This window comes from Corynebacterium aurimucosum, assembly GCF_030408555.1.
GTDB classification, from domain to species: Bacteria; Actinomycetota; Actinomycetes; order Mycobacteriales; family Mycobacteriaceae; genus Corynebacterium; species Corynebacterium aurimucosum.
This window is the reverse complement of the sequence record NZ_CP047048.1, coordinates 384,743-410,648: the sequence shown is the minus strand read 5'-3', so window position 1 is coordinate 410,648 and position 25,906 is coordinate 384,743. Positions and strand designations below refer to the sequence as shown.

Here is a 25,906-nt window from a genome sequence, read left to right as displayed (position 1 = left end):
AAGCCCACGCCATAAAAAATAGCCCGAACAACGCTATTCAAGTTTAGGTTCCCCACTAGCTAGCGTGCAGAGCTCCACCAAAGGGAGCGAGAACACGCACTGTCAGCGCAGGTAAACGATGATATCGCTGTTCGAGCCATGATGCCATGTGGCGGGTTCTACCGGCGGGATTACCAGCGGTAGTGAGCGAAGGCGCGGTTGGCCTCAGCCATCTTGTGAGTATCCTCACGACGCTTAACAGAAGCGCCCAGGCCGTTGGATGCATCGAGGATCTCGTTGGCGAGACGCTCGATCATGCTGTTCTCACGACGCTGACGGGTGAAGGTCACCAACCAACGCAAAGCCAGGGTGTTGGAACGAGCCGGCTTAACCTCAACCGGCACCTGGTAGGTAGCGCCACCCACGCGGCGGGAGCGGACCTCGAGGTCCGGGCGGATGTTGCCCAGAGCCTTCTCCAGGGTGCCAACCGGGTCGGTACCGGTCTTCTCGCGGCAAACCTCAAGAGCGCCGTAAACGATGCGCTCAGCGGTGGACTTCTTGCCGTCACGCAGGATCTTGTTCACGAGCATGGTGACCTGCTCGGAGTTGTAAACCGGGTCCTTAACTACAGGACGCTTCGGTGCAGCATTCTTACGCATTGTTGATTACTGTCCCTTCTTTGCGCCGTAGCGGGAACGAGCCTGCTTACGGTCCTTCACGCCCTGGGTATCCAGTGCGCCGCGGATAATCTTGTAGCGAACACCCGGGAGGTCCTTCACACGACCACCGCGGACGAGCACCATGGAGTGCTCCTGCAGGTTGTGGCCCTCACCCGGAATGTAGGCGGAAACCTCGATACCGGAGGTCAGGCGCACACGGGCAACCTTACGTAGAGCCGAGTTCGGCTTCTTCGGGGTGGTGGTGTACACGCGGGTGCACACGCCACGGCGCTGCGGGGAGCCCTTCAGGCCGGCCGTAGCAACCTTGGCCTTCTTGGAGTGGCGGCCCTTTCGGACCAGCTGCTGAATAGTTGGCATAAATCTAGTCTTTCTCTATGACTTCGGCTTGAACTGACCGCTTTCACAAGTCCAAACATGCAAAAATAGGGGCTCTTCTCCGGGGCCCTTCCGCATGTCCAGAACGTCCCTCAACCACAGAATGGTCGAGATACCGATCAGACTTTTCATCTCCTATAAAGATGAAACCTTGAACAGACTACCACCACCCCGCTGATCTGCTCAAATCCATGATGTGGCTGCTTGGCTTGGCACTCAAGCTGCAGTGAGTATTAGCGCCACTCCCAGGTCAGGTCCGCCTCCACCGCGCGCTCAGCGAAGTGCTGTTGCTCCTGCTTCTCCCAGGTTTCAAACCACTCTTCGTAGCCAGGGTCGCGCTCAAGGGCGCGCTCGCGACGCTTCTCACGCGGCCCGTCGATGCGCACGGTCACCACGGAGCCGCGCTCGTTGGCGGCGGCTACGGTGGCCTCAGTAACCGAACCTACGCCTTCAACGATCAGATCGTCGCGCTCATCCAAACTAGCCCAGTCCTTCGGCGCGTTGGCTTCCCAGTCCCAGCGCCAATAGCCCGGGTTATTCTCCCGCAGCACTTGTTCCGAGACCATCTTTGAGCCTTCTTGCAGCCCATGCCAACCAGGATAGAATTCGTCGAGGTGGACAACGCGCCATCCAGTGCGCTCCGCCAGCGCCACGGAGGTCCAGGTCTTGCCGGCGCCCGAGGGGCCGTCGATAAGCACGGTAATTGGGCGCATCGGCCGCTTACGTGCCGCCGCGAGCGACATCACATCATTCAAGAGCCTGTCCATCTCGGCGGCGTTGGTATCGGCAGTTCCCTTACCGCCTTCCCGATGGTCCGTGCGGTCCGTGTCCTGCATGTTGTCTTTCACCACTTCTGGGTTTGTCTAGCGTGCAGCTTTTAAGAGAGTCATCCTAGAGTCCAAAAAATCTCCAGGACCCACTGAGAACCGAAACTACCACCGGAAGCGCCGCAAGGCCGGTTCCCACCACCATCACCAGCCAGTCCCGGCCGGCGAGACGTGAGGGCCGCGCCCAGGTGCGCTGGCCACCGCCCGGCGGTGTGCGCCCGAATCCGCGCGCCTCCATCGCCGTGGCCAGCTTCCCGCCGCGGCGCAGGGCCAACACCAACAACCCGAAGGACATAGTGATGAGGTGCTTGATGCGGCCTTCGTCAGTAAGCCCACGCGCACGCCGCGCCATGGCCAGGTACTGCCAGTCTGATTTAAAGAGCGTCATCATGCGCACCCCGGCCACAGCACCGATAACGAAGCGTGAGGGAAGCTTGAGGATCTGCGAGAGGGCATCCCCCAGCTCCGTCGGGTCAATATCCCGCGCCAGCACCACCATGGGCAACGCCACCGCCAGCACACGCACAGTAATGGCGATGGCCAGCTCTAGCGAGTTATCACTCACCGTAATCAGCCACCAGCTGAAGTACTCCCTGCCACCGGGCGCACCGTAGAGCAACATCGAAATTCCGGACAACGGCGCAATAAGAAACAGGAACCACCCAGCCTTCACCAACCGCGGCCACGACACCCCACACAGCGGCGCGAAAAGAAGCGTCATAACCAACGACACGACTGCGGAGACCCAATCCACCGAAAGCAACAAGGGCGTAACCCACACGAACATCAGAAAGATGCGTGTCAGCGGATTCACCCCGCGCAGCAAACCAGCACTGCCCAAACGGCCAGCGCCCTTCACGCTCACCGAAGACGAATTAGCCACGGCTCACCTCCACGCGGTGGTCACCCAACGCGGAAATAAACAGCGGATCGTGGGTGACTGAAGCAATCGTCGTCCCCTCATCCGCCATGCGCCGCAATAACCACACCAGCTCTGTGAAGGTATGGGGGTCTTGGCCGAAAGTCGGCTCATCAAGAAGCAGCACCTCCGGCGCCGTGACCAACGCCGTGGCCACGGACAACCTGCGCTTTTCCCCTCCGGAGAGAGTAAACGGATTGGCGTTGAGCAGATGCCCCAGGCGCAGCGACTCCACGAGCTCCGCAATGCGCGCCTCCGGCACCTCGCGGTGCATAACCCGGGGTGCTACGCGCAGCTCTTCTGCCACTGTGCGGGCGACGAACTGATGCTCCGGGTTCTGGAAGACGAACCCAATGCGGTCCGCCAACTCCCGGGACTTCCACGTCAGCGGCGAACCTTTCAGCCCTCGGCGCACGTACTCTGCCACACCAATCTCTCCGGAGACTGCCGGAAGCAATCCTGCGACCGTCATCAGCCACGTGGTCTTGCCCGCACCATTTGGCCCAGTAATCACCGTGGACATCCCCCGCGGCAGGGCGTAGCTACGCGGCGGCCCGAAGCGGGTGACCAGGTCCGTACTCCACAGCGCCGCCGTCTCCGGTACTGCCCCAGTGTTGCTTGGCGACGTCCCGCCGATCTCCCGCGCCCGCGGCAAACCGCTAATAGACCGCGACGCTACCACAGTGTCTAAAGGACCGTCAGCGACGATGCGCCCGTCCTTCAGCTCAATAGCTCGGTCGAGCACGCCTTTCCACGCCGCGTGCTGGTGCTCTACAACGATGAGGGTTGCACCCGTGCGCTCCACCATGGTCGTTACGGCCTCGATGACCTCACGCGCACCCTCCGGGTCGAGGTTCGCCGTCGGCTCATCCAGCAGCACCATGCCCGCCCCCATCGCGATGACACCAGCCAAGGCTAGGCGTTGCTTCTGCCCACCGGAGAGCTGCTCGGTGGGAAATGACAAGTCCACCGATGGCCCCACCATCGATAGCGCCGCCGACACCCGCTGCCAAATCTCCGAGCGTGGGTAGGCCAAGTTCTCACAACCAAAGGCCACGTCATCGCCCACGCGCGCGGCAATCACCTGCGAGTCCGGATCCTGCAGGACCAGCCCCACCGGAATCGTGCGTCCGGGTGGCTCCACGTGGCCAGAGGCATCTTCAAGAAGAATCTCCCCGACACGGGTACCTTCATCATCCCCACCAAGCACGCCCGCTATGGCTGCCAGCAGCGTGGATTTCCCGGAACCGGAATCACCGCACAGCAGCACCTTCTCCCCCGGCGATACAACCAAATCAATATCCGCCAGCGCCGGCGCACGCCTCCCTGCATGCGTCCAGCCATAGCCACGGGCCACAAGCTTCGTGGCCCCAGCACTACCCACATCAGCCATCAGAACCAGCCATCACAGTCAGCAACGCCAACCAACCTCAGTCAAAGATTCACAAACAACAAACAACGCGAAACAAGCAGCAAGCAACGAGCAAATAGCCTCAAGCAATACTCGTTTAAGCACTGTGTTGTTCGCGGCCGACCGCAAAGCGGTCCAGCGCACCAGTCTTCGCAAGAGCCTTAACCACGAAATAGCCCACGGCACCCGCCAACACAGCACCGGATATGCTCAGCGTCACCAGGTAGATGATGTTGAACTGCAGAGTCTTGCCCAGGTTTCCGGAAGTAAACAGCTCCAGGACAAACGCACCCCAGCCCGCAGCCATGCCACCGAGCATCGCAATACCCAAGCCAAAGCGGCGGTAGAGGAAAATAGCCAAGACAATCTCGACACCAATGCCCTGCGCAATACCGGAGTACAACGTACTAATCCCCCACTGGGAGCCCAGCACCGCCGACACGATGGCCGCCAGCAACTCCACATAAAGTGCAGCACCCGGCTTGCGGATAATCAGGCCACCGACAACACCACCCAGCAGCCAAATACCAGTAGCAATACCACCCAAGCCCGGTGTGAGCGCGTCCATAGCCTGAAACCAGGCGTATCCCACCGTGTTCCATGCCAGGAACACAATTCCGCACGCCACACCCAGCACGGACGCCACCACGATGTCAACGACGCGCCAATTCAAACTGCGTGAAGCAACACCATTCGCAGTTTCGCCGCTATTAACAAATCCACCATGAGATACAGAGTTCATGATCCCTCCCTTTCGCCGGCATTATCCGGATCAGGTTCGACGGTTCGCCGCTACTCAGCGGCATCTCAGCCTCCCCAGCCAATCCATGCACAACCCAATAAGACAAAAGAAATGGAATCGGGTTAAGCGCAATCAAGGCAAACAAGGAAGCACCCGTGACGATGTGTAATTGGAAGCCGCCAGCGCCAAAAGAGCACCAGCTAAGCACGCTCAAAAAGCACTGTCAGCTTAGCAAGAAGGACCTCACGAGAGCACATCTACCTCTGCTTTAGACAAAAGAAGCGAGCCGCTAGTTCAGGAGAAAACGAATGTACCCCGTCGCGTCCTCTGACCTACGCGACGGGGTACGTGCACACCGGCTTCAACAAGGCAGCGGCCATGAGCCTCCACTCGTACAGCTTAAGGAAAGGAGAAACTTCGGTAGAGACCAAAAAGATGGGCATTAACAAATAGTGTTTCGGAATTATCGAACAAGCACTATCTAGAAATGAACTTTCAAACAGTACCAGCCGAAAAAGCTTGACTGCAAAGTCTCACTTCATCAACTCTCAAGTCGGGTAGGAGGTTAACGCACCCCCCAGGGTGGTGTTCGCGGACGACACCCGTCCCTGTACTTTGATTACTTAGAGACACCTGCACCCAGAGCACAAGCATCAACACTAAGCCCCATAGCCAGAGCACCAGCATCAATCAACGCTACAGAGCCAGCAGCCTGCTGGTGGTCGCCACCAAAGCGCTCCAAATCGGCATCGCTATCAGCCATGCCACCAGCTAGCGGCCTACCGAACGTACCAATCTTCTTTTGTGAAGATGATGACCATCGAGACCTCACTTTAAAGTTTATAGAACGCCGACCGCACCGTCATGGCTAGTAGGTAGGACACCGGCGCCACGGTCACGACGGTAACGAGGAATTGAATGACTTCGGCGCGGAACTGAATCGCGGCATCACCGGGAGCGAGGTCGCGGGTGACGAAGGTGGCGATTCCAGTGACTAGCACAGCAGCAGCGCCAGCGAGTGCCCCGCTGAGAATAGTGAAGCGCGTGTATTTGAAGGCGAAAAAGGCCGCTTCCATGGCCAAGCCCGTCGCGATGATTGTTGACCACCCCAACTGATCAAAGCTCCCAACCAACGCACGGCACAAAATAACGGTCATGACATAGCCCACGAAGGCCGCACCCGGCTTGCGGGTGGTCAAGGCCGCGCACAGAGCACCCATAAACTGCAGCACCCATAAGGCAGAGAGTAGAACCATCAGATTCTCCCAACTGAGGGGCATATCCTCCCCCTCTGCCACTCGTTGAAAAATCGCTGCTTTGCCCCACAGCAGCAATGCGCCCATGAGGGAGAAACCCATGACAACAAGGGCGTCAACCCCTGTCCATGCCTTACTGCTTTCGGCAGTCGCGCGCGAGGATGAAGTCGAATCGTGGACTTTCTTGTTGGACTGGGTCATGGTTACGGCCCTTCTTGATTGGAGTACGGGGTCGATTGAGGCTGGTCTAGTAACGCTGTTGTTGGCTATGCCGTTGGCGCTATTCTAAGCAAAGCCAAATAATCCCGGATACCAAAAAGACCCGCACCTCTTCCCCACCAGTGTGTGGTGCGTGAAGTGCGGGCTTTTTGGTTTCCCTTTGGTGTTCAAGGGCTAAGGACTAGGTCCTAGAACGTGTAGTCCTCCTCCAGCGGGACGGAGGCGCCGGTGAACTCACCGAAGCCGTCGTCGCCGTAGATGGAATCACCGTAGGTCGGGATGGAGTACGCAGCGTTGCGTGCAGCCTCAGTCGGCTTAACGCTGATGTTGCGGTAACGGGAAATACCGGTACCGGCTGGGATCAGCTTACCGATGATGACGTTCTCCTTCAGACCAATGAGCTGATCCGAGCGCTTGTTAATAGCGGCGTCGGTAAGCACACGCGTGGTCTCCTGGAAGGAGGCCGCCGACAGCCAGGACTCCGTAGCCAGCGAGGCCTTGGTAATACCCATGATCTCGCTGCGCAGCTGAGCCGGCTGGCCTCCCTCAGCGACCTGTGCGGCGTTAACCTGCTTGGCCTCAGAGAGGTCAATGAGGTTGCCCGGCAGCAGGTCGGTGGTACCAGCGTCGATGACGGTACCGCGACGCAGCATCTGGCGGATGATGATCTCGATGTGCTTGTCGTGGATGGCCACACCCTGTGCACGGTAGACAGCCTGGACCTCGTCGATGAGGTGCTTTTCCACACCACGGCGGCCGAGGACCTCCAGCACGTCGTGCGGGTCAGGTGCACCACGCATGAGGCGATCACCGGTGCTGACGTGGTCACCGTCGCGCAGGGAGCGCTCAATCATCGCATCCGGGTTGGACTCCATCGGGCGGCGAACCTGAGCCAGGCCCTGGCGCTTCGACAGCTTCTCATAAACGACGTTGTCGGAGCCATCATCAGGGGTGATGGTCAGCGTCCAGAAGTTGCCCTCATCGGATAGGGAGACGGTGCCGTCGACAGAGGCGATAGGCGCACGGTTCTTCGGGTTACGGGCCTCGAAGAGCTCCTGAACACGCGGCAGACCACCGGTAATATCGCCACCGACACCACCCTGGTGGAAGGTACGCATCGTCAGCTGGGTACCCGGCTCACCAATGGACTGCGCGGCCACGATGCCGACGGCCTCGCCGATATCGACCAGCTGGCCGGAGGCCATGGACTTGCCGTAGCACTTGGCACAGACACCGGCCGGGGTCTGGCAGGTCAGCACGGAGCGGACCTTGATTTCCAGCACACCAGCGTTGACGATCGTGCGGCTGAGTTCCTCAGTCAGGTCGGTGCCTGCCTCAGCGATGACCTCGCCGTTTTCATCCTTGACGTCGTTAGCCACGACGCGGCCGGAGGCGGAGGTCTCCCACAGCTCGTGCAGGTCGTAGGAGCCAGGGGCAACCTCGATGCCGAGCGGGACGCGCACGCCCTGGCGGGTGCCACAGTCCTCCTCGCGGACGATGACGTCCTGCGCCACGTCCACCAGACGACGGGTGAGGTAGCCGGAGTCAGCGGTACGCAGAGCGGTATCCGCCAGACCCTTACGGGAACCGTGCGAGTTGTTGAAGTACTCCAGAACCGACAGGCCCTCGCGGAAGGAGGTCTTAATCGGACGGGTGATGTAGTCACCCTTGGAGTTCACAACCATGCCCTTCATGCCGGCCAGGGTCCAGATCTGACGCATGTTACCGGCAGCACCGGACTTCACGATCATCGGAATCGGGTTGTCGTCGGGGTACATCTCTTCTACGGCGTTACCCACGGTGTCCGTGGCATCCTTCCACAGCTCCACCAGGCGGTCGTAGCGCTCGCGCTCGGTCAGGGCACCCTGCTCCCAGTACTTGCGCTCGATGCGCTCTGCTTCCTTCTCATAAGACTCGAGAACCTCGGTCTTGTTCGGAAGAACCAGAACGTCGTGCATAGTGATGGTCACGCCGGAACGGGTGGACCAGTAGAAGCCCGCGTCCTTCATCTTGTCCAGAACCTGGGCAACGGTGATCATTGGGTACTTCGCGGCGAGGTCATTAATGACGTCACCGAGCAGCATCTTGTTGCCGGCGCCGCCCTTACGGACCATGACGCCCTCAAGGTACGGGTAGTTCCACGGCAGCAGGTCATTGAACATGATGCGGCCCAAGGTGGTCTCAGCGAGCCAAGCCTGGCCCTTCTGCCAACCATCCGGGAACTGCTCTGCCTCAATGTCTGATGGCGGACGCAGGTGGGAGATGCGCACCTTGATCGGGGCCTGCAGGCCCAGAACACCACGGTCACGAGCCATGATGGCCTCCGCGTAGGAGGAGTACACGCCCTGCTCCGGACGGTCTTCGGTGGCGGACTGGTAACGACCCTCACCGCCGATCTCGTCCTCGGCCTTGTCCATGGTGAGGTAGTACAGGCCGGTAACCATATCCAGGCGCGGCATAGCCAGCGGCTTACCGGAAGCCGGGGACAGAATGTTGTTGGAAGCCAACATCAGCACACGTGCCTCAGCCTGTGCCTCGGCGGACAGGGGCAAGTGGACTGCCATCTGGTCACCGTCGAAGTCAGCGTTGAAAGCCTCACAAGCCAACGGGTGCAGCTGAATGGCCTTACCCTCGACGAGCTTCGGCTCGAAGGCCTGGATACCCAGGCGGTGCAGGGTAGGTGCGCGGTTCAGCATCACCGGGTGCTCGGAAATAGCCTCTTCGAGGACGTCCCACACCTCGGAGCGTTGGCGCTCCACCATGCGCTTAGCGGACTTGATGTTCTGTGCGTAGTCGTTTTCCACCAGGCGCTTCATGACGAAGGGCTTGAACAGCTCCAGTGCCATGAGCTTCGGCAGACCACACTCGTGCAGCTTGAGCTGCGGACCAACAATAATCACGGAACGACCGGAGTAGTCCACGCGCTTACCCAGCAGGTTCTGGCGGAAGCGGCCCTGCTTACCCTTGAGCAGGTCAGACAGGGACTTCAGCGGGCGGTTACCCGGGCCGGTGACCGGACGGCCGCGACGGCCGTTGTCGAAGAGCGCGTCAACGGACTCCTGCAGCATGCGCTTCTCGTTGTTCACGATGATCTCGGGAGCACCGAGGTCGATCATGCGCTTGAGGCGGTTGTTGCGGTTGATCACGCGACGGTAGAGGTCGTTGAGGTCGGAGGTAGCGAAGCGGCCACCGTCCAGCTGCACCATCGGGCGCAGCTCCGGCGGGATCACCGGGATAGCATCCAGGACCATGCCGGCCGGGTCATTGCCCGAGCGCAAGAAGGCTGCAACAACCTTCAGGCGCTTAAGGGCACGCATCTTCTTCTGGCCCTTGCCGTTGTTGATGATCTCCTTGAGCTCCTCGGCCTCAGCCTCGAGGTCGAAGTTGCGGATCAGTGTCTGGATAGCCTCAGCACCCATGCCGCCAGTGAAGTAATCCTCGTAGCGGTCAACCAGCTCTTCGTAGATAGTCTCATCGATGATCATCTGCTTCGGAGCCAGCTTGATGAAGGTGTTCCAGATTTCATCGAGGCGAGCAACCTCGCGCTCACCGCGCTCGCGGATGTGCTGCATCTCCTTGTCGGCAGCGTTCTGGACCTTGCGGCGGGCGTCGGCCTTAGCGCCGGCGGCCTCCAGCTCAGCCAGATCCTGCTCGAGCTTGGCAGCGCGCTCGGCGATCTCTGCCTCGACGTCATCCTCCACGTCCTTCTTCTCCAGCAGCATTTCTGCTTCCAGAGTGGACTGGTCATTGTGGCGAGCTTCCTCGTCCACGGAGGTGATGATGTTGGCGGCGAAGTAGATGATGCGCTCAAGGTCCTTCGGAGCCAGGTCCAGCAGGTAGCCCAGGCGGGAAGGAACGCCCTTGAAGTACCAGATGTGGGTAACCGGCGCTGCCAGCTCGATGTGGCCCATGCGCTCACGGCGCACCTTGGACTTGGTCACCTCGACGCCACAGCGCTCACAGATGATGCCCTTGTAGCGCACGCGCTTGTACTTACCGCAGGCACACTCCCAGTCACGGGTCGGGCCGAAGATGCGCTCACAGAAGAGGCCGTCCTTCTCCGGCTTGAGGGTGCGGTAGTTAATGGTTTCGGGTTTCTTGACCTCGCCCTTGGACCAGCGACGGATGTCCTCTGCGGTGGCCAGCCCGATGCGGAGCTCGTCGAAGAGATTTACGTCAAACACGTAATGTCTCCCTTTCACCCCCCGTCAGGGGGAAGTTGATGGCTTTGAATGTAGGTGGTGTTTCGTTATGCCCGCCGCTGTTGATAGGCGGCGGACCAAGAAGCTAGGCGATGTCTGCGTCGGAGCGCTCGTCGCGGGACAGGTTAATGCCCAGGGACGGAGCGCCGTCCATGTCGTCATCGTCGGAGCCGGACAGTTCCATCGGAGTGCCGTCGGTGGAGAGAACCTCCACGTTCAGGCAGAGGGACTGCAGCTCCTTGAGGAGGACCTTGAAGGACTCCGGGATGCCCGGATCCGGGATGTTGTCACCCTTGACAATGGCCTCGTAGACCTTGACGCGGCCGACCACGTCATCGGACTTGATGGTCAACAGCTCCTGCAGGGTGTAGGCAGCGCCGTATGCCTGCATTGCCCACACCTCCATCTCACCGAAGCGCTGGCCACCGAACTGTGCCTTACCACCCAGCGGCTGCTGGGTAATCATGGAGTACGGACCGGTGGAGCGGGCGTGAATCTTCTCGTCGACGAGGTGGTGCAGCTTGAGCATGTACATGTAGCCGACGGAAACCGGGTACAGGTAGGGCTCGCCGGAGCGGCCGTCGAAGAGGCGGGCCTTGCCGTGCTCATCCACCATGACGTCACCATCGCGGTTCGGCTTGGAGGAAGCCAGCAGACGAGAGATCTCCTCGTTGGTGGCGCCGTCGAAGACCGGGGTTGCGGTGAGAGACTCCGGCGGGACGTCGTACAGCTCTTCCGGCAGGGTCTTGAGCAGCTCAGCGTTGGCCGGGTCCTCGGTGTCGATCTTCCAACCGGCGTGTGCCAGCCAGCCGAGGTGAACCTCGAGAACCTGGCCGATGTTCATACGACGCGGCACACCGTGGGTGTTGAGGATGATGTCCACCGGGGTGCCATCCTCCATGAACGGCATATCCTCCGGCGGGAGAATCTTGCCCACAACGCCCTTGTTACCGTGGCGGCCGGCGAGCTTATCGCCGTCCTGGATCTTGCGCTTCTGAGCCACGTAGACGCGGATCATTTCGTTGACGCCCGGGGCCAGATCGTCATCATCCTCGCGGGAGAAGCGGGAAACGCCGATGACCTTACCGGTCTCACCGTGCGGCACCTTCATAGAGGTATCGCGAACCTCGCGGGCCTTCTCACCGAAGATGGCGCGCAGGAGGCGCTCCTCCGGGGTCAGCTCGGTCTCACCCTTCGGGGTGACCTTACCGACGAGGATATCGCCCGCGCGGACGTCAGCACCGATGCGGACGATGCCGCGCTCGTCGAGGTCACGCAGAACGTCATCGGAGACGTTCGGGATCTCGCGGGTGATCTCCTCCGGGCCCAGCTTGGTATCGCGAGCATCGATCTCGTGCTCTTCGATGTGGATCGAGGTGAGGATGTCTTCCTCCACGATGCGCTGGTTGAGGATGATGGCATCCTCGTAGTTGTGGCCTTCCCACGGCATGAAGGCAACCAGCAGGTTGCGGCCGAGGGACATCTCACCGTTGTGGGTACCGGGGCCGTCGGCAAGCACCTGGCCTGCCTCCACACGGTCACCCAGGGAGACCAGCGGAGTCTGGTTGTAGTTGGTGTTCTGGTTGGTGCGCTCGAACTTGCGCAGCATGTAAGTATCGCGCTGGCCCTCGTCATCCATGATGGTGATGAGGTCCGCGGTGACGTTCTCGACCACACCCGCCTTCGGGGTGATGATGAGGTCACCAGCATCGTAGGCAGCGCGCTGCTCCATACCGGTGCCCACGTACGGGGCCTCGGAGCGAACCAGCGGCACGGCCTGGCGCTGCATGTTCGCGCCCATGAGCGCACGGTTAGCATCGTCGTGCTCGAGGAACGGAATCATGGCGGTTGCCACGGAGACCATCTGGCGCGGGGACACGTCAACGTAGTCCACGCCGGAGGCGTCGGTCACACCGATATCGCCATCCTTGAGGCGGACCTCGATGCGGTCGCCGGTCAAGGTGCCGTCGGCATCCTTCTCAACCTCAGCCTGCGCGATAGCGAAGCGATCCTCTTCATCGGCGGTGAGGTACTCCACCTGGTCGGTGACTTTGCCGTCCACAACCTTGCGGTACGGGGTCTCAATGAAGCCAAAAGCGTTCACACGGGCGTAGGAAGCCAGCGAACCGATCAGGCCAATGTTCGGGCCTTCCGGCGTCTCAATCGGGCACATGCGGCCGTAGTGCGAAGCGTGAACGTCTCGCACCTCAATGCCGGCGCGCTCACGGGACAGACCGCCCGGGCCCAGCGCGGACAGGCGGCGCTTGTGGGTCAGGCCGGACAGGGAGTTGTTCTGGTCCATGAACTGCGAGAGCTGGGAGGTACCGAAGAACTCGCGGATAGCAGCAGAAACCGGACGGACGTTGATCAGGGAAGTCGGGGTAATCGACTCGGCGTCCTGGGTGGTCATGCGCTCGCGGACGACGCGCTCCATGCGGGACAGGCCCACGCGGACCTGGTTCTGGATGAGCTCGCCGACGGTGCGCAGACGACGGTTACCGAAGTGGTCGATGTCGTCGGTGTGGATGGAGATCATCTCACCGTTCGGGGCCTTCATCTCACGCTCGCCGGCGTGCAGGCGCACGAGGTACTCGAGGGTGACAGCGATGTCTTCCTCGGTCAGGGTCATCAGACCATCGTGGTCTCCGCCCAGGCCGAGCTTGCGGTTGACCTTGTAGCGGCCCACCTTGGCCAGGTCATAGCGCTTGGCGCGGAAGAAGGAGTTATCCAGCAGTGCCTGTGCGAGGTCACGCGTGGGCTGCTCGCCTGGGCGCTGCTTGCGGTAGATCTCCAGCAGAGCCTCATCGGTGTTGGCCACGCCATCGGACTCAAGGGTGGACATCATGAGCTCGGAGAAGCCGAAGCGCTCCTTGATCTGCTCTTCGCTCCACCCCAGGGCCTTGAGCAACACGGTGACCGGCTGGCGGCGCTTGCGGTCGATACGAACGCCGACGGTGTCGCGCTTGTCGACGTCAAACTCCAACCATGCACCGCGGGAAGGAATCACCTTCACGGAGTGCAGCGGGCGCTCGGTGGACTTGTCGATGGTCTGGTCGAAGTAGACACCCGGGGAACGCACGAGCTGCGAAACGATAACGCGCTCGGTGCCGTTGACGATGAAGGTGCCCTTATCGGTCATCATCGGGAAATCGCCGATGAAGACGGTCTGGGACTTAATCTCCTGGGTGTCGTTATTGATGAATTCTGCGGTGACATACAGTGGCGCCGAGTAGTTGATGTCCTTCTCTTTGCACTCGTCCACGGTGTTCTTCACCGGCTCGAAGCGAGGCTCCGACAGGGACAGGGACATGTTGCCCGAGTAATCCTGGATCGGAGAAAGCTCCTCGAGGATATCCTCAAGGCCGCTCGTCACGCGTGCGTCTTCGCCGCGCTCTGCCTGCTCGCGCTCGCGCCACTCGGGGGTGCCGATGAGCCACGCGTAAGAATCGAGTTGTAGATCAAGGAGGCCCGGGACGGCGATAGGCTCGCTGATTTTAGCGAAGGAGTATCGCTTCGGGGCTCCAGGGATGTTGGCCACTGACTTGGTCTGGCGGGAGACTGCCAAGATGGGTCCTTCCAGTACCTCTGGCGGATTGCGGCCCCACCCTGGCCGGTGAGGTGCAAAACCGCTGGTAGATTTAGCATTCGGTCTGCTGTGGAATGACTGGGTTTAGAATGCACAAAATCACCTTGTCAAGTCGGTTTTACCATCACCGCTCGAAAGGCTAAATGTGCACTAAAGATCCAGATTCCAGCGCAACGAAATAGCCTATAGCATAATGGCAGCCTTGTAAAGGCGAAACGTGCCGTCGGCGTGTCGCTGCGGAGATCCGCACGCGCGGGCCTCTAGCGCGCGCGGCTAGCGGGCGTGGCGGTTGGCGGGACGTCGAAAAGCACCCAGCACCCCAAGCAGCACCAGAAGCGCGCCGATGCCGACGCCACCCCAGCGCACCCACTGCCCCACAGCACTCCGCGGGAAGCGCTCTGCTTGCTGGAGCAGCTCCGCGCGGGATTCCTCATCAGTGGCACCGTTGAAGGCGAACTGCACCTCACGCTCGTTGCCCTCGCGGTCAGCCCAATAGTCCCGCACATCAACGTCCATCCCCACGACGAGTCCGGTGGCTTGGTCTACAAAGAGGTCCCGTGTTGCGGCATGGAAGAGGTAGCCCTGCTCGGTGGAGCCGTCCTCGTTGCTCAGCGTGGTGGTCGTGTTCCCGGCATAAAGGGTAGCCACGTTGGTGGGCTCAATCTCCTGATGGTAGCGGTAGACCGTGCGACCATCGATGTCGAGGGATTCCTCGAAGACGGCGTCGGCAGCCTTGCGCAGCACCGGGTCAAAGACCGGGTAGGTGGTCTGCTCGGCATCAGCGGGCAGCTTCAGCCAGTAGCCCTCGACTGGGACCTCCGCCGTGGGCGAGCCCATGGTGTGGGAGAGCGCCGCTGGGCCCGTGGCCTCACCGCTGAGGCGGTCGACGGGATAATTCCACACGCGCGCAAAGCTTAAGTCCTCCACATTGCCGGTGCCGCCACGGATGGCTGACTCCCCCACCCGCAGCGTCGCCGTGTCCTTGTCCGCCGGATCCTGGATATCCATATTGAGCTGATAGGTCATCGGCCCCTCGTACTGCGAGGCACCCTCTGCAGACAGTGCTTGCCCAGTGGCACTCTCATCCTGCATCGTCCACGTGGTGTCCTTGATATCCAGCGGCAGGCGCGGGCTAAAGCTCAAGAAGCTCGACGCCGCCAAGCCGGCAGCGATCAGCGCAACGCCGAGGCCGAGCAGGAGGACGGAGAAGATACGGGACTTGGGCAGCATGGTGGCTCATTCTACAGCTCATTCCCATTAAAACGGGAACAACCCCGCACCGCACACAAGCGGTACGAGGTTGTTGGTGCGCAGCGAGTGTACTGCGCAGGAAAGCTGAGTAATTCAGGTGAATTACTTGAGCTCGACGGAAGCGCCAGCCTCTTCGAGCTTAGCCTTAGCAGCATCAGCGTCGTCCTTGGAAGCACCCTCGAGGATAGCCTTCGGAGCACCCTCAACGAGCTCCTTAGCTTCCTTCAGGCCCAGGCCGGAGACGATCTCGCGGACAGCCTTAATAACGCCGATCTTCTTAGCGCCAGCGTCGGTCAGAACGACGTCGAACTCGGTCTTCTCTTCCTCAGCGGCACCGCCGGCAGCCGGGGCACCAGCAGCAACAGCAGCAACCGGAGCAGCGGCCTCAACGTCGAAGACCTCCTCGAACTCCTTGACGAACTCGGAGAGCTCGATGAGGGTCATTTCCTTGAAAGCTTCAATGAGCTCGTCCTTGGTGAGCTTAGCCATGATTGGCATCCTTTCTCATTGTTCCTGGCCGCGCTAGGCAGCCAGATAAGTGTGTGTGTTTAAGTTGTGCGCCTGTAAGTGGCGTCTTAAGCTTCCGCAGCCTTCTTGTCCTGCAGGGCCGCAGCGGTGCGGACCATCTTGGTTGCAGGAGCGTTGAATACGGCGGCAGCCTTTGCCATAGAACCCTTCATGGCGCCAGCCAGCTTTGCGAGGGTGGTCTCGCGGTTGTCCAGCTTGGCGATGGCCTCAACCTGGTCGGCAGACAGAGCGTTGCCGTCCATGTAGCCACCCTTGATAACGAGTGCCTTGTTGTCATCAGCGAACTTGGTGATGACCTTCGCAGCATCCACTGCCTCGCCCTTGATGAACGCAATAGCGGTCGGGCCAGTCAGGTGCTCGTCAAGACCCTCGATGCCAGCTTCGTTGGCAGCGATCTTGAAAAGGGTGTTCTTGGCGACGGAGTACTCAACGTCAAAGCCGAGGTTGGTACGCAGCTCCTGGAGCTGACCCACGGTCAGGCCACGGTACTCGGTAAGCACGATGGAGTTTGCACCCTCGAGCTTCTCCTTCAGTGCCGCCAGGTCTGCGGTGTTCTTCGGGTTTGCCATTTTCTACTTCGCCTCCTTTCGAAACATCTCTTGTGTTTTCCGCCGGGGCCTTCCCTACTCCGCTTGCCCGATGGACAGATGGACAACCGAAATAACAAAAGCCCCGTGCAAGAGCACAGGGCGCGCGCGGAAATCCGCGCTCATTCGCAAAGTGTCTCCTGCGTGGGCCGCCCTCTAGGATGAGGAACCTTCGATCCGGGTATCCGGATGACCGACGGTCTTCGGTGAACTTTGACTCGGCCTCAGCGGGCCGTTCAAACTTCGCTAGGTACTTTACAACCCGACCTGTCACAACTCCAAATCGCTCCGCTGGGAGTTTCCTACTCGAGCTCGTGTATGAGCATGTCTAGTCACCGAGCACCCCACGCGGAACGATGACAGGGGCGTCGCCTCGCGGGTCATCCCAGATCTCGACGTCGATGCCATAGGCGGCTGCCAACACGTCTTTCCGCAACGCCTGGCGGGGAGTTCCCTGCGCGATGACCTCGCCATTGTTCATGACCACCATGGTGTCGGAGTACTGGCCGGCCAGCATGAGATCGTGCAACACGACGACGACTGTTTTCCCCGCGTCGGCTTGTTTGCGCACAAGCTCTAAAACGCTAATGGCGTGGGCTGGATCGAGGAAGGTTGTGGGTTCGTCGAGAAGCAGCACCGGCGTGTCCTGCGCCAAAGCAAGCGCCAGCCACACGCGCTGGCGTTGGCCGCCCGAGAGCGCCGCGATGTCACGGTCGATGAAGTCAATAATACCAGTCTCCACGCAGGCCTGCGCGATGATGTCGCGGTCCTTCGCGGACAGTCCCCGCCCGCGGCCCAGGTGCGGGTAGCGGCCGCGCGCTACGAGCTCGCCCACCCGCAGCCCATCCGGCGCCATCGGCTGCTGCGGAAGGAGCGCCACGTGGGCAGCTGCTTCCTTCGGGCTCATAGCATGCACGTCCAAATCACCGATGTGCACGCTCCCCTGTCGCGGGCGAAGAATCTTAGACAAGGTCTTCAACAGCGTGGACTTGCCGCAACCATTCGGTCCAATAAGCGTGGTGATTTCACCTGGGCGGGCCACCAAGTCAACGCCGGACAGGATGTCTTCCCCGTCCTTATAGCCGGCATGAATACCGGTAGCTGTAATTTCTCTGTCTTTCACAAGTTTTTTATCCTCTCCGCCGTGCGGCATTCCACACCAAGATGACCAGGGCACAACCTCCGATGATGGAGGAGACAGCGCCCACTGGAGCGTCCATCGGCAGCATTCCAGCAATGACAGCGCACGCGCTCAACAAAGCGGCGCCGGCAGCGCAGGAGACTAGGGGCACCGGCGTGGGCGTTCGGGCAACAATGCGCCCCACATGCGGGGCCAGGAGCGCGATGAAACCAATGGGGCCGGCCACGGATACGGTCACCGCGCAGATGCCCGTAGCTGCGACCAGCAGCAGCGCGCGTGTTCGCGTGATGTTAACCCCGAGGGAAAGGGCCGAGAGATCATCATGCGCAAGAAGCGGCAACTCCCGAGCACACCACAGGCCAAGCACCACAAAAGGAGTCAACCCCACGAGCAAAGGAAGAATGACCTCCATCCGCACGAAGCCCGTGGTTCCCGCCAGCCACAGCTGCGATTGCGCCGCGCGGAGGAGCTCGGCTGCGCGCAAGAGATACGCCACCAGCGCTTGAAACAGCAGGGAGAGCGCGATTCCGACGATGACGATGCGGTTGCTCGTGCCGATTCCCCCAAGTGCCACCAGCAGGATGGCTGCCAGCACGGCACCCAACAGCGCGAGCCCGGCCCTCCACCAGAACATGGAGAGCCCGTCGGCAAGCAGCGGCCGGGAGACTACCGTTCCGAGGACCACCATGACGGACGCGCCACCAGTCACGCCAAGAATGTCAGGCGAGGCCAGCGGATTGCGCGACATTGACTGCGTCCACGACCCCGCCAGTCCGAGCGCGGCACCCACAATGAGGGTCGCGAGAGCTACCGGCATGCGCAGGTCCCAGACAACGCGAATTTCGCTACGGCTTCCCCCGCCGTTGAGAATCTCCAGGACCCGCCCCGGACTCAAGGCCACAGGCCCCTGGCCCAAAAGGAGGACATATGAGCTTGCTGCGACCAGAACAAAGAAGCAGGTCGCTGCCCATATCCATGTCCGGCGCTGCCGCTCTTGGGAACGCAGTTGCTTGACGACGTCCCCCTTCTGCAACCCCCTCATAGCTTGTGCTCCCCACGGTGTACGGCCCAGATGAGAAATGGTGCGCCCACAAAGGCCAAGACGATGGACATCTCCAGCTCAGAGGGACCTGCGATGAGGCGGCCGAGAATATCCGCAGTGAGTACGGAGCAACCACCGAGCAATGCGGCCGGTGCAATCATCGCGGTAACTTCTGGCCCCGTGAACCGGCGCAGCAGATGGGGGATAGCGAATCCGACGAAAGCAATGGGCCCCGTCGCCGCGGTAGCGCATCCTGCTAGGACAACGATGCTCAAGGCAGCACCGCGCCGCGTCAGCGTGGGCGAGCCACCTAAAGCAACCGAGGATTCCTCCCCCATTGCCAGAAGATCGAGCGGGCGCGCCACACGTGCGGCGATGATAAACCCGATGAGCAATCCGGCACCTGCGATGGCGACATCCTCTGGGCCGCGCCCGAACGTGGAGCCAATGGTCCACCGGCGCATGCTGTCGAGAACATCCGTGGAGTACAGGCCGATCAGCATGGCGCCAGAGCTCAAGGCGGCAGCAACGCCTGCGCCGACTAGAACCAGCGTCAGGGGATCCTGAAACCTGCGGGACACGCCCAGCACTAATGCCGTGGCTAAGCCAGCGCCGAGGAGGGCGAGCGCGGTCCGCATTCCGGTTGAGGTGGCGACACCTAGCGCCGCCCCGAGGGCAACCAGGAACGAAGCTCCCGCGGTAATACCGATGAAGCCCGGATCAGCCAAGGGGTTTCTAGTCCAGGACTGGGCGATAACACCCGATACCGCGATTGCGGCACCCGCGAAGTAGGCCACGAACGTGCGGGGAATACGCAAATCCCACACGATGTTCTCGATATCTGCTTCGCCTCCGCGGAGGAGCGCAGACAACAGATCCGGCAGCGGAATAGCCCTCGAACCCACCGCCAATGAGCACAGCAAAAGGAGGAAGGTCGACACAACTAGGGCCGTGGTGAGCAGTGCGCGGCTTCTCCCCCGCGAATCCAATGCGGCTGCCTCATCGCCGTGGCGCGCATCCGCAGCACCGTGGATAGCCTCAGCCTTCCTCGGTAATGCGAGCACTTAAAGCTTCTCTTCGAACTTGTCGACGGCCCACGGGATCGTCAGCGGGTTCGGCATGCTCATCGCATTGCCGGTGTCCGTGTCCAGGTAGCGCACACGGCCATCCTTGACCACGTCGAGGCCCTGGAACGTGGAATCCTTCTTGAATTCATCGGCCGCGCCGTTGTAATCCAAGACGAACAGGTAGTCCACGTTGTTGAGCTGGGAGTAGTTTTCCGGGGCATAGTCCACGAAGAAGCTGGAGCCATCACCCTGCAGTTCCTTCGGAATGTCAAAGCCGAGGTTCTCAATGAACTGGCCGCGGCCGTCTTCTGCTGTGTAGAGGCCCAGCTTCCCGTCATAGGGCATGACGATGGCTGCGCGCTTGCCCTGCAGCTCCGGGTGGGAGTCCTTGAACTGCTCAAAGGCGTCCTCCGCTTGGTCAATGAGCTTCTCCCCCTCCTCTTCCTTATCCACGGCAGAGGCGATGGTCTTAACTTGCTCCTCCCAGGGAATCTGCCAGTCTTCGAAACCTTCGGGCTTCACGGTCAGCGGGGCGATATCCTCGAGAGATTTCTTCGCCTCCTGATCCACAGCTTGGTTCACGGCGATGATCTGCGTGGGATCCGAGGCCGTGACCTGTTCAAGAACCTCTGCCGTGAAACCGGAAGCGGTGTTATAAATCACCTCGGGCTGGGCGTCACCCAAAAGTTCCTTCGCCCATGGGCCAACGCCGGAGCCATCACCGTCGCCTTGCGAACCCCAGGGCGCTACGGCAACCGGAGTGATTCCGAGTGCCAGCACGGTATCGGCATCACCGAGCCCCAGGCTGGCAACGCGCACCTCCTCAGCACTGTCCGCACCCGCGCTGTCCTCGCCACTTCCGCGCGAGCACCCCGCTAAAGCAATCGCTGCCGCTGAGACAATAGCGAGCACTGCTTTCGCGCGCTGGTTGATAGCAACCATGGAATGAACCTTTCCTTCACAGGGAAGCGGCACGCACATTAACGCGCCCCCTAACTTATTTGAGGCTAGCCTAACCTGCGCGTTATGATGGTTTCAAATTGGCCTCTACCTAGGATCAATTCCCTTGACGCATCACCGCCTACTTCCCGTAACCCTCACCGGGAACACCCGCCTCAAGCCGCGACTGCACCGTTTAACTTTTCACTCGCCGGCTTTTAGTGACTACCCCTTAGCCGGGCCTGACGAGTATTTTGGGCTCCTCATGCCCCAAGACGAGCAGGATTTTTCGCCCTTCGCGGTCGACGATGCCAATGTTCGCGCCGCCGTCACCCGATTGCCCGACGACATTCGCCCAGCATTGCGCTGGTACACCATTCGCAAGCTCAACCAAGAAGCGTGCACCATCGATGTCGACGTGGTGACCCATGGCGATAATGGCCCGGGTTCACACTGGATCCTCAATGCCCAACCCGGGGATACCGCCGGAATATATACCGGGCAAGCACTGTGGCAGGCCCCTAGGAAGTCACAACTGTTACTCGCGGATGCCTCTGCTCTACCGGCACTGTGGCACATCCTCGAGCACTACGAAGCCTTCTCACCGGAAATCTTGGATGCAGTCGACGTCGTTGCCATGATCACAGACGACGATGAAGTTGAAGACGGCTTGGAGGAGACGTGGCGCGGCAAGGTCCGCTCACTCACCATGGTCCTGGCTCCACACGACGAACACTGCACACGCGCCAGACAACTTCTCGGCTCCCGCTTCACCCCCGATACCGCACCAGATTCGGTATGGGTTGCCGGTGAAGGGGATCTCGCAAAAGCTGTGCGCTCATTAGCCGTGCATGACTGGGGCGTTCCGCGCGAAAACGTCATCTGGTCCGTGTACTGGATGAAAGGGAGGCCGCGGCCTTAGAGCAGTCTTCGCCTCTAGAGCCTGCCGCCTGGGGCACAGGGACCAAAGCAATGGCACCTCATGCAAAGGAGCGCATGCATTCACCTGGGCTTATCTCGATTCAGCGCTGCATATGGTGTCTTTAGTCTGGTCCCCCTTCCCCTCCTCCAGTCAGGTGCCTCAGCTGCGCTGGGGGCTAAAGCGCGCTGGGCCTAAAGTCTCCGCACACAGGACAACGCGGGTCCCAGTGAAATCTGGGACCCGCGTTGTAAGGGGTCTTGTCTATCAGGCGGTTTCTCACGCCGCCCGCCCTGCAAGACTCAGGGTGTTCTCTCTATCTCTCATGCGCCTCTCTCAAACGCACGAGATTATTATGCGGCACGTTCCTTGTAATCCCATACCACCAACCTGCCAATTGCCTGTTAGTGAGAAAAGTGCCGTTACCCTACACAAATCCAGCACTAGACACGGGAAAAGCCGCAGGCAGAGGTCTACCATGGGGCTAATGATGAACCCACGGATTCATTCTCAAGCCCAACCACCTATTGGCCATACCCCGCTGATGCGCGTGGACGCCATTAATCCCCGTACCGATGTGCACCTCTACCTCAAGCTAGAGCAATTCAACCTGGGTGGATCCGCCAAGGACCGCACCGCACGCGCACTCATCCAAGCCGCGCTTGACGCCGGCGACATAGGCCCCGGATCCACCCTGGTGGAGTCTTCCTCGGGCAACCTCGGCATGGCACTGGCCCGCCAGGCCCCACTTGCGGGGATGAAATTCCACTGCGTGGTCGATCCGCGCGTCAATTCCTCCACCGTGGCCACGATGCGGGCCTACGGCGCCCACGTAGAATTGCTGGATCACCCGGACCCGGAAACCGGCGATTGGCTCACCGCTCGCCGCACCCGCGTGGCCGAGCTTCTAGAAGAGATCCCCAATTCTTTCAATCTCAACCAGTACTCCAACGAGGCCGCCTTTTACGCCCACGCCGAAGGCACGATGACGGAAATCGTGGACCAGCTCGGACAGGCACCCACCCACTTGCTCGTCGCTATGAGCACCACCGGTACTCTCGGCGGCTGCGTGCGAAAGCTCACTGAGCTTGGCGCGGATACGGAGACCATCGGTGTCGATGCCGAAGGCTCCGTGTTGTTTGGGGGCCAGCGCGGCACCCGCATGCTGCCGGGCTATGGTGCTGGCATTGTCACCGATCTATCCACCAAATTCTCACCGTCCTCAGTAGAGCGTGTGCCCGATCTGGATGCCATTGTGGCAGCCCGTCGCCTCGCCCAGGCCGAAGGCCTTCTGCCTGGGGCCTCCGGTGGCGCGGTTATCGCGGCATTCCAGCGTCTCGCGCCTACCCTTCCGGCCGGTGCAGAGGTCGTCGCCGTACTCCACGACGGTGGCCAGCCTTACCTCGATACGATCTACAACGATTCCTGGGTCTGCGAGCACTTCGACATCTCTCCTCCCGAGCTCGCCGCGCGCGTCGAAGGGGATTCAGAGTGAGCCCGCAGGAACCTTCCCGCCGCATCGCCATCATCGGCGGCGGTCCACGCGGGCTGTGGGCCGTAGAAGAACTCATCGAGCGCGCCCGCATCCCCGTGGATATCACCGTCTTTGATCCCTACCCCGCCGGCGCCGGCGCGGTGTATCGCCCGCAGCAGCCGTCGCAATGGCGCCTTAACGTCAATTGCGCCATCGTCACCACCGCACACGATAGCTTCAACGCTTGGCGCACCCGCCGCGGGGAATCCACCACCGATGCCTTCCCGCCGCGCGCGCAGGTAGGGCAATTCCTGGCCGATACGTGGGCTGCTGCCCTGCACCGCGCCCCGCAGCACGTACGCATTCGACACCTACCCCAGCGTGTGCGTTCGGTGTCTACCGCTGACGACGGGTTCATCGTCGATGGCTCGCCCTTCGACGAAGTCCTCGTCTGCACCGGCCACGATCACCTCCACCCCGGTGCCTTAGTTCACGAGCCTTCCCGCGTTCCGATCACCGGACTCTACTTCGGCGCCGATTTGCCCAGTGCCCCGCGACGAATTGGGGTGCGCGGTGCTGCCTTGAGCTTCATCGATGTCTGCCTGCTGTACGGCGATACCGCCGAGCTCATCTTCCCGGTGAGCCGCAGCGGGCGTTTCATGGAGGTCAAGCCCGCCCCGGGCACGCCGCAGCCCGAGATCCCGGCCGACGTAAGGCGCGCCTGTGCCGGCGTGCACAATGCCGATGATTTGCGCGACATCCTCCTGGCGGCCGCCGGATCGATGGGTGAGTTTTCCACCGGGGACCTCGCTGCAGTGCTCGACGGCCACGACTTTTCCGGCGATGCCGTCGCGGAGCTGGATGCCTCCCTCCGCGCCGCCGAGGGCACCGGGACGCTTACCCCGGCTGCGGCTGTAGGCGCGGCGTTTCGGGGGCTCTTTCAAGAATGCGTTGAATGGCATAAGACTCATGGCGCCATGCCCGGCTTCCGTGAGCTCTCGCGCACCCTCGAGCGCGTGGCCTTTGGCCCACCACCGGTCACCGCGCGGCACCTGCTCGAGCTCATCCGCACAGGCGTGGTAGATACCCGCTACCTCGCCGCCCCGGACCAGATAGACCACTGGCGCGAGCAGGGTGGCATTGATCTGCTTATCGATGCCACCGTAGCTCCCCAAGCCATCCTCACCCCTTTCCACGATGTCCCCGGCGTCGTGGAAATCGGCCGCATGAATGAGCTTGAGCTTCCCGGCCATGACTCGTTGAACCGTTCCGTGCACGATGACATCCCCCGTTGGGCGGAGAAAGTAGGAAACCCATGACCAACCACACCACCCCGTTACCCGTTCATGGCACCGTTGCGCTGCGCGCGCGGTGGGAAGAGTGGATGACGGAATTGGTGGGCGACCCACAGCAAGTTTCCCGCCTTACCTCCGAGTATGGCTCGCCCGTTAATGTGCTCAACCCCGCGCCGCTGCGCCGCAACGCCCAAGAGCTCCTCGATGCCGGCGCCTCTCATGGCGTGGACACCCAGGTATTTTTCGCTCGTAAGGCCAATAAAGCCTTGTGCTTCGTCGACGCCGCCCGCGAGGCTGGCCTAGGCGTGGACGTCGCCAGTGAAAATGAGCTGCGCCAAGTGCTTATCCGTGGAGTCGCGCCCGAGCGGATTATCCTCAGCGCGGCTATTAAGACCGACGCGTTGCTGCGCCTAGCTATCGACCGCGGAGTCACCATTTCCTGCGATTCGCGAGCGGAAGCCGAGCGCATCGCTGCCCTTGCCAAGGCCCTCAACCACACCGCGCACGTCGCACCGCGCCTTGCCCCCAACCCGGATAACCTACCGCCGACGCGCTTCGGTGAGCTCCTTCACGCATGGCAAAGCCATGCCTGGCCCGAAACCATCCACACTGACGGCGTTCACGTACACCTGCATGGTTATAGCGAATCGGACCGCCGCACCGCACTCGCGGAGGCCATCGCCCTCATCGAGCACCTCCGCTCGGCCGGCCAGCCTGCTTCCTTCATCGATATCGGCGGCGGTGTTCCCATGAGCTACCTCGAATCCCGCGAGCAATGGGAGTATTACCAGCAACGCATCGCAGCCCAGCGCGCCGGCACCGGTGAGCCTTTCACCTGGAAGTCCGACCCGCTCTCAAATACCTACCCCTTCTGGCAAACACCCACCCGCGGCCAGTGGTGAGACCAACTTCTTTCTGGTGAGGTAGCCGGGTTTGGACCTGCCGGCCGTGCCTTGAGCGAGCGGAATATTTCTCTTCATTTGGAGCCAGGGCGCAGCCTGCTCGATGGCTGCGGCATCATTCTCGCTGAGGTCAGCTTCCTCAAAGAGCGCTCCGACGGCCTGCCCCTCATCGGCGCAGCTATGAACCGCACCCAGTGCCGTACCGCGGCGGATGACATTTTGCTCGACCCGCTCCTCGTGCCCACTGCCGGAGACCGCGGTACGGTGGGCCGGGAACCGCGCACCGGGTTCGTGGTGGGGGCCTATTGCATCGAAGATGAAGTCATCCTGCGCCGCGAGCTCGATTTCCCAGAGGGCATAGCGGTGGGCGATACCCTCGCTATCCCCAACACCGCCGGTTACTTCATGCATATTTTGGAATCTGCCTCTCACCAGATTCCGTTAGCACGCAATGTCTACCTGGACGCAGACAGCCGGGGCTGGGAGCCAGACGATATCGACGCTTAACAATCCCCGCCGCTATCTGCACGGGACTGGCAGGCATAGGAAAAGGGCTCCGAGGGTA

General features: G+C 61.1%; 22 protein-coding genes. 5 read left to right on the top strand and 17 right to left on the bottom strand.

The annotated features are described in order from the left end of the window. Nucleotides 1-170 precede the first annotated feature (170 nt). The 17 genes from rpsG to CAURIM_RS01870 form a co-directional block, all read right to left on the bottom strand. Nucleotides 171-638, bottom strand: coding sequence for a 30S ribosomal protein S7 (gene rpsG, locus CAURIM_RS01950; protein WP_010189692.1), 468 nt, complete (start codon nt 636-638; stop codon nt 171-173). Between the two features lie 6 nt (nt 639-644). After that, entirely contained in the window at nt 645-1,016 is a 372-nt protein-coding gene (gene rpsL / locus CAURIM_RS01945) for a 30S ribosomal protein S12 (protein WP_010189693.1), read from the bottom strand. Between the two features lie 251 nt (nt 1,017-1,267). After that, nucleotides 1,268-1,870 carry an isopentenyl transferase family protein gene (locus tag CAURIM_RS01940; protein WP_010189695.1) on the bottom strand — a complete coding sequence of 201 codons (603 nt, stop codon included), beginning with the start codon at nt 1,868-1,870 and terminating at the stop codon, nt 1,268-1,270. Between the two features lie 55 nt (nt 1,871-1,925). Then, nucleotides 1,926-2,648, bottom strand: a complete 723-nt coding sequence (locus tag CAURIM_RS01935; RefSeq protein ID WP_049754623.1) for an energy-coupling factor transporter transmembrane component T family protein — start codon at nt 2,646-2,648, stop codon at nt 1,926-1,928. Nucleotides 2,649-2,736: 88 nt separating this feature from the next. Then, nucleotides 2,737-4,173 (bottom strand): ABC transporter ATP-binding protein, encoded by a 1,437-nt coding sequence (locus CAURIM_RS01930; protein ID WP_010189699.1) that lies wholly within the window; start codon nt 4,171-4,173, stop codon nt 2,737-2,739. Nucleotides 4,174-4,288: 115 nt separating this feature from the next. After that, complete coding sequence (locus tag CAURIM_RS01925) at nt 4,289-4,933, bottom strand: ECF transporter S component (RefSeq protein ID WP_012714825.1); 645 nt, start codon at nt 4,931-4,933, stop codon at nt 4,289-4,291. 619 nt (nt 4,934-5,552) lie between these two features. Further along, nucleotides 5,553-5,696: a hypothetical protein gene (locus tag CAURIM_RS01920; protein WP_010189701.1), complete on the bottom strand. Its 144-nt coding sequence runs from the start codon at nt 5,694-5,696 to the stop codon at nt 5,553-5,555. 70 nt (nt 5,697-5,766) lie between these two features. Next, nucleotides 5,767-6,390 carry an ECF transporter S component gene (locus CAURIM_RS01915; RefSeq protein WP_010189703.1) on the bottom strand — a complete coding sequence of 208 codons (624 nt, stop codon included), beginning with the start codon at nt 6,388-6,390 and terminating at the stop codon, nt 5,767-5,769. Nucleotides 6,391-6,596: 206 nt separating this feature from the next. Further along, nucleotides 6,597-10,592 (bottom strand): DNA-directed RNA polymerase subunit beta', encoded by a 3,996-nt coding sequence (locus tag CAURIM_RS01910; RefSeq protein ID WP_201828704.1) that lies wholly within the window; start codon nt 10,590-10,592, stop codon nt 6,597-6,599. Nucleotides 10,593-10,695: 103 nt separating this feature from the next. Beyond that, a complete protein-coding gene (rpoB, locus tag CAURIM_RS01905) occupies nt 10,696-14,175 on the bottom strand; it encodes a DNA-directed RNA polymerase subunit beta (RefSeq protein WP_070448029.1) in 3,480 nt (1,159 codons plus the stop codon). Between the two features lie 294 nt (nt 14,176-14,469). Further along, a complete protein-coding gene (gene pgfA / locus CAURIM_RS01900) occupies nt 14,470-15,426 on the bottom strand; it encodes a cell envelope lipid trafficking protein PgfA (protein ID WP_201828705.1) in 957 nt (318 codons plus the stop codon). A gap of 123 nt (nt 15,427-15,549) precedes the next feature. Then, nucleotides 15,550-15,936 (bottom strand): 50S ribosomal protein L7/L12, encoded by a 387-nt coding sequence (rplL, locus tag CAURIM_RS01895; protein ID WP_046647762.1) that lies wholly within the window; start codon nt 15,934-15,936, stop codon nt 15,550-15,552. An 86-nt stretch (nt 15,937-16,022) separates the two neighbouring features. Next, entirely contained in the window at nt 16,023-16,544 is a 522-nt protein-coding gene (gene rplJ / locus CAURIM_RS01890) for a 50S ribosomal protein L10 (RefSeq protein WP_070644693.1), read from the bottom strand. A 346-nt stretch (nt 16,545-16,890) separates the two neighbouring features. Further along, nucleotides 16,891-17,715 (bottom strand): ABC transporter ATP-binding protein, encoded by an 825-nt coding sequence (locus CAURIM_RS01885; RefSeq protein WP_236659331.1) that lies wholly within the window; start codon nt 17,713-17,715, stop codon nt 16,891-16,893. After that, the gene (locus CAURIM_RS01880) at nt 17,693-18,745 is read right to left on the bottom strand and encodes a FecCD family ABC transporter permease (protein ID WP_201828707.1); all 1,053 of its coding nucleotides are present in this window, start codon (nt 18,743-18,745) and stop codon (nt 17,693-17,695) included. The genes CAURIM_RS01885 and CAURIM_RS01880 overlap by 23 nt, the downstream gene beginning before the upstream one ends. After that, nucleotides 18,742-19,809, bottom strand: coding sequence for a FecCD family ABC transporter permease (locus CAURIM_RS01875; protein WP_201828708.1), 1,068 nt, complete (start codon nt 19,807-19,809; stop codon nt 18,742-18,744). The genes CAURIM_RS01880 and CAURIM_RS01875 overlap by 4 nt, the downstream gene beginning before the upstream one ends. Further along, nucleotides 19,810-20,754, bottom strand: coding sequence for an ABC transporter substrate-binding protein (locus tag CAURIM_RS01870; RefSeq protein ID WP_201828709.1), 945 nt, complete (start codon nt 20,752-20,754; stop codon nt 19,810-19,812). A 124-nt stretch (nt 20,755-20,878) separates the two neighbouring features. Between CAURIM_RS01870 and CAURIM_RS01865 the strand changes: the two genes are divergently transcribed. The 5 genes from CAURIM_RS01865 (at nt 20,879) to CAURIM_RS01845 (ending at nt 25,848) form a co-directional block, all read left to right on the top strand. Next, nucleotides 20,879-21,673 (top strand): siderophore-interacting protein, encoded by a 795-nt coding sequence (locus CAURIM_RS01865; protein WP_201828710.1) that lies wholly within the window; start codon nt 20,879-20,881, stop codon nt 21,671-21,673. Nucleotides 21,674-22,148: 475 nt separating this feature from the next. Further along, nucleotides 22,149-23,165, top strand: a complete 1,017-nt coding sequence (locus CAURIM_RS01860) for a pyridoxal-phosphate dependent enzyme (RefSeq protein WP_070448016.1) — start codon at nt 22,149-22,151, stop codon at nt 23,163-23,165. Continuing rightward, nucleotides 23,162-24,463 carry an FAD/NAD(P)-binding protein gene (locus CAURIM_RS01855; RefSeq protein ID WP_201828711.1) on the top strand — a complete coding sequence of 434 codons (1,302 nt, stop codon included), beginning with the start codon at nt 23,162-23,164 and terminating at the stop codon, nt 24,461-24,463. Before CAURIM_RS01860 ends, CAURIM_RS01855 begins: the two co-directional genes overlap by 4 nt. After that, nucleotides 24,460-25,341, top strand: a complete 882-nt coding sequence (locus tag CAURIM_RS01850) for a type III PLP-dependent enzyme domain-containing protein (RefSeq protein WP_236659332.1) — start codon at nt 24,460-24,462, stop codon at nt 25,339-25,341. Before CAURIM_RS01855 ends, CAURIM_RS01850 begins: the two co-directional genes overlap by 4 nt. A 51-nt stretch (nt 25,342-25,392) precedes the next feature. Then, nucleotides 25,393-25,848 (top strand): type III PLP-dependent enzyme domain-containing protein, encoded by a 456-nt coding sequence (locus CAURIM_RS01845; protein WP_236659333.1) that lies wholly within the window; start codon nt 25,393-25,395, stop codon nt 25,846-25,848. The last annotated feature ends 58 nt before the right edge of the window (nt 25,849-25,906 follow it).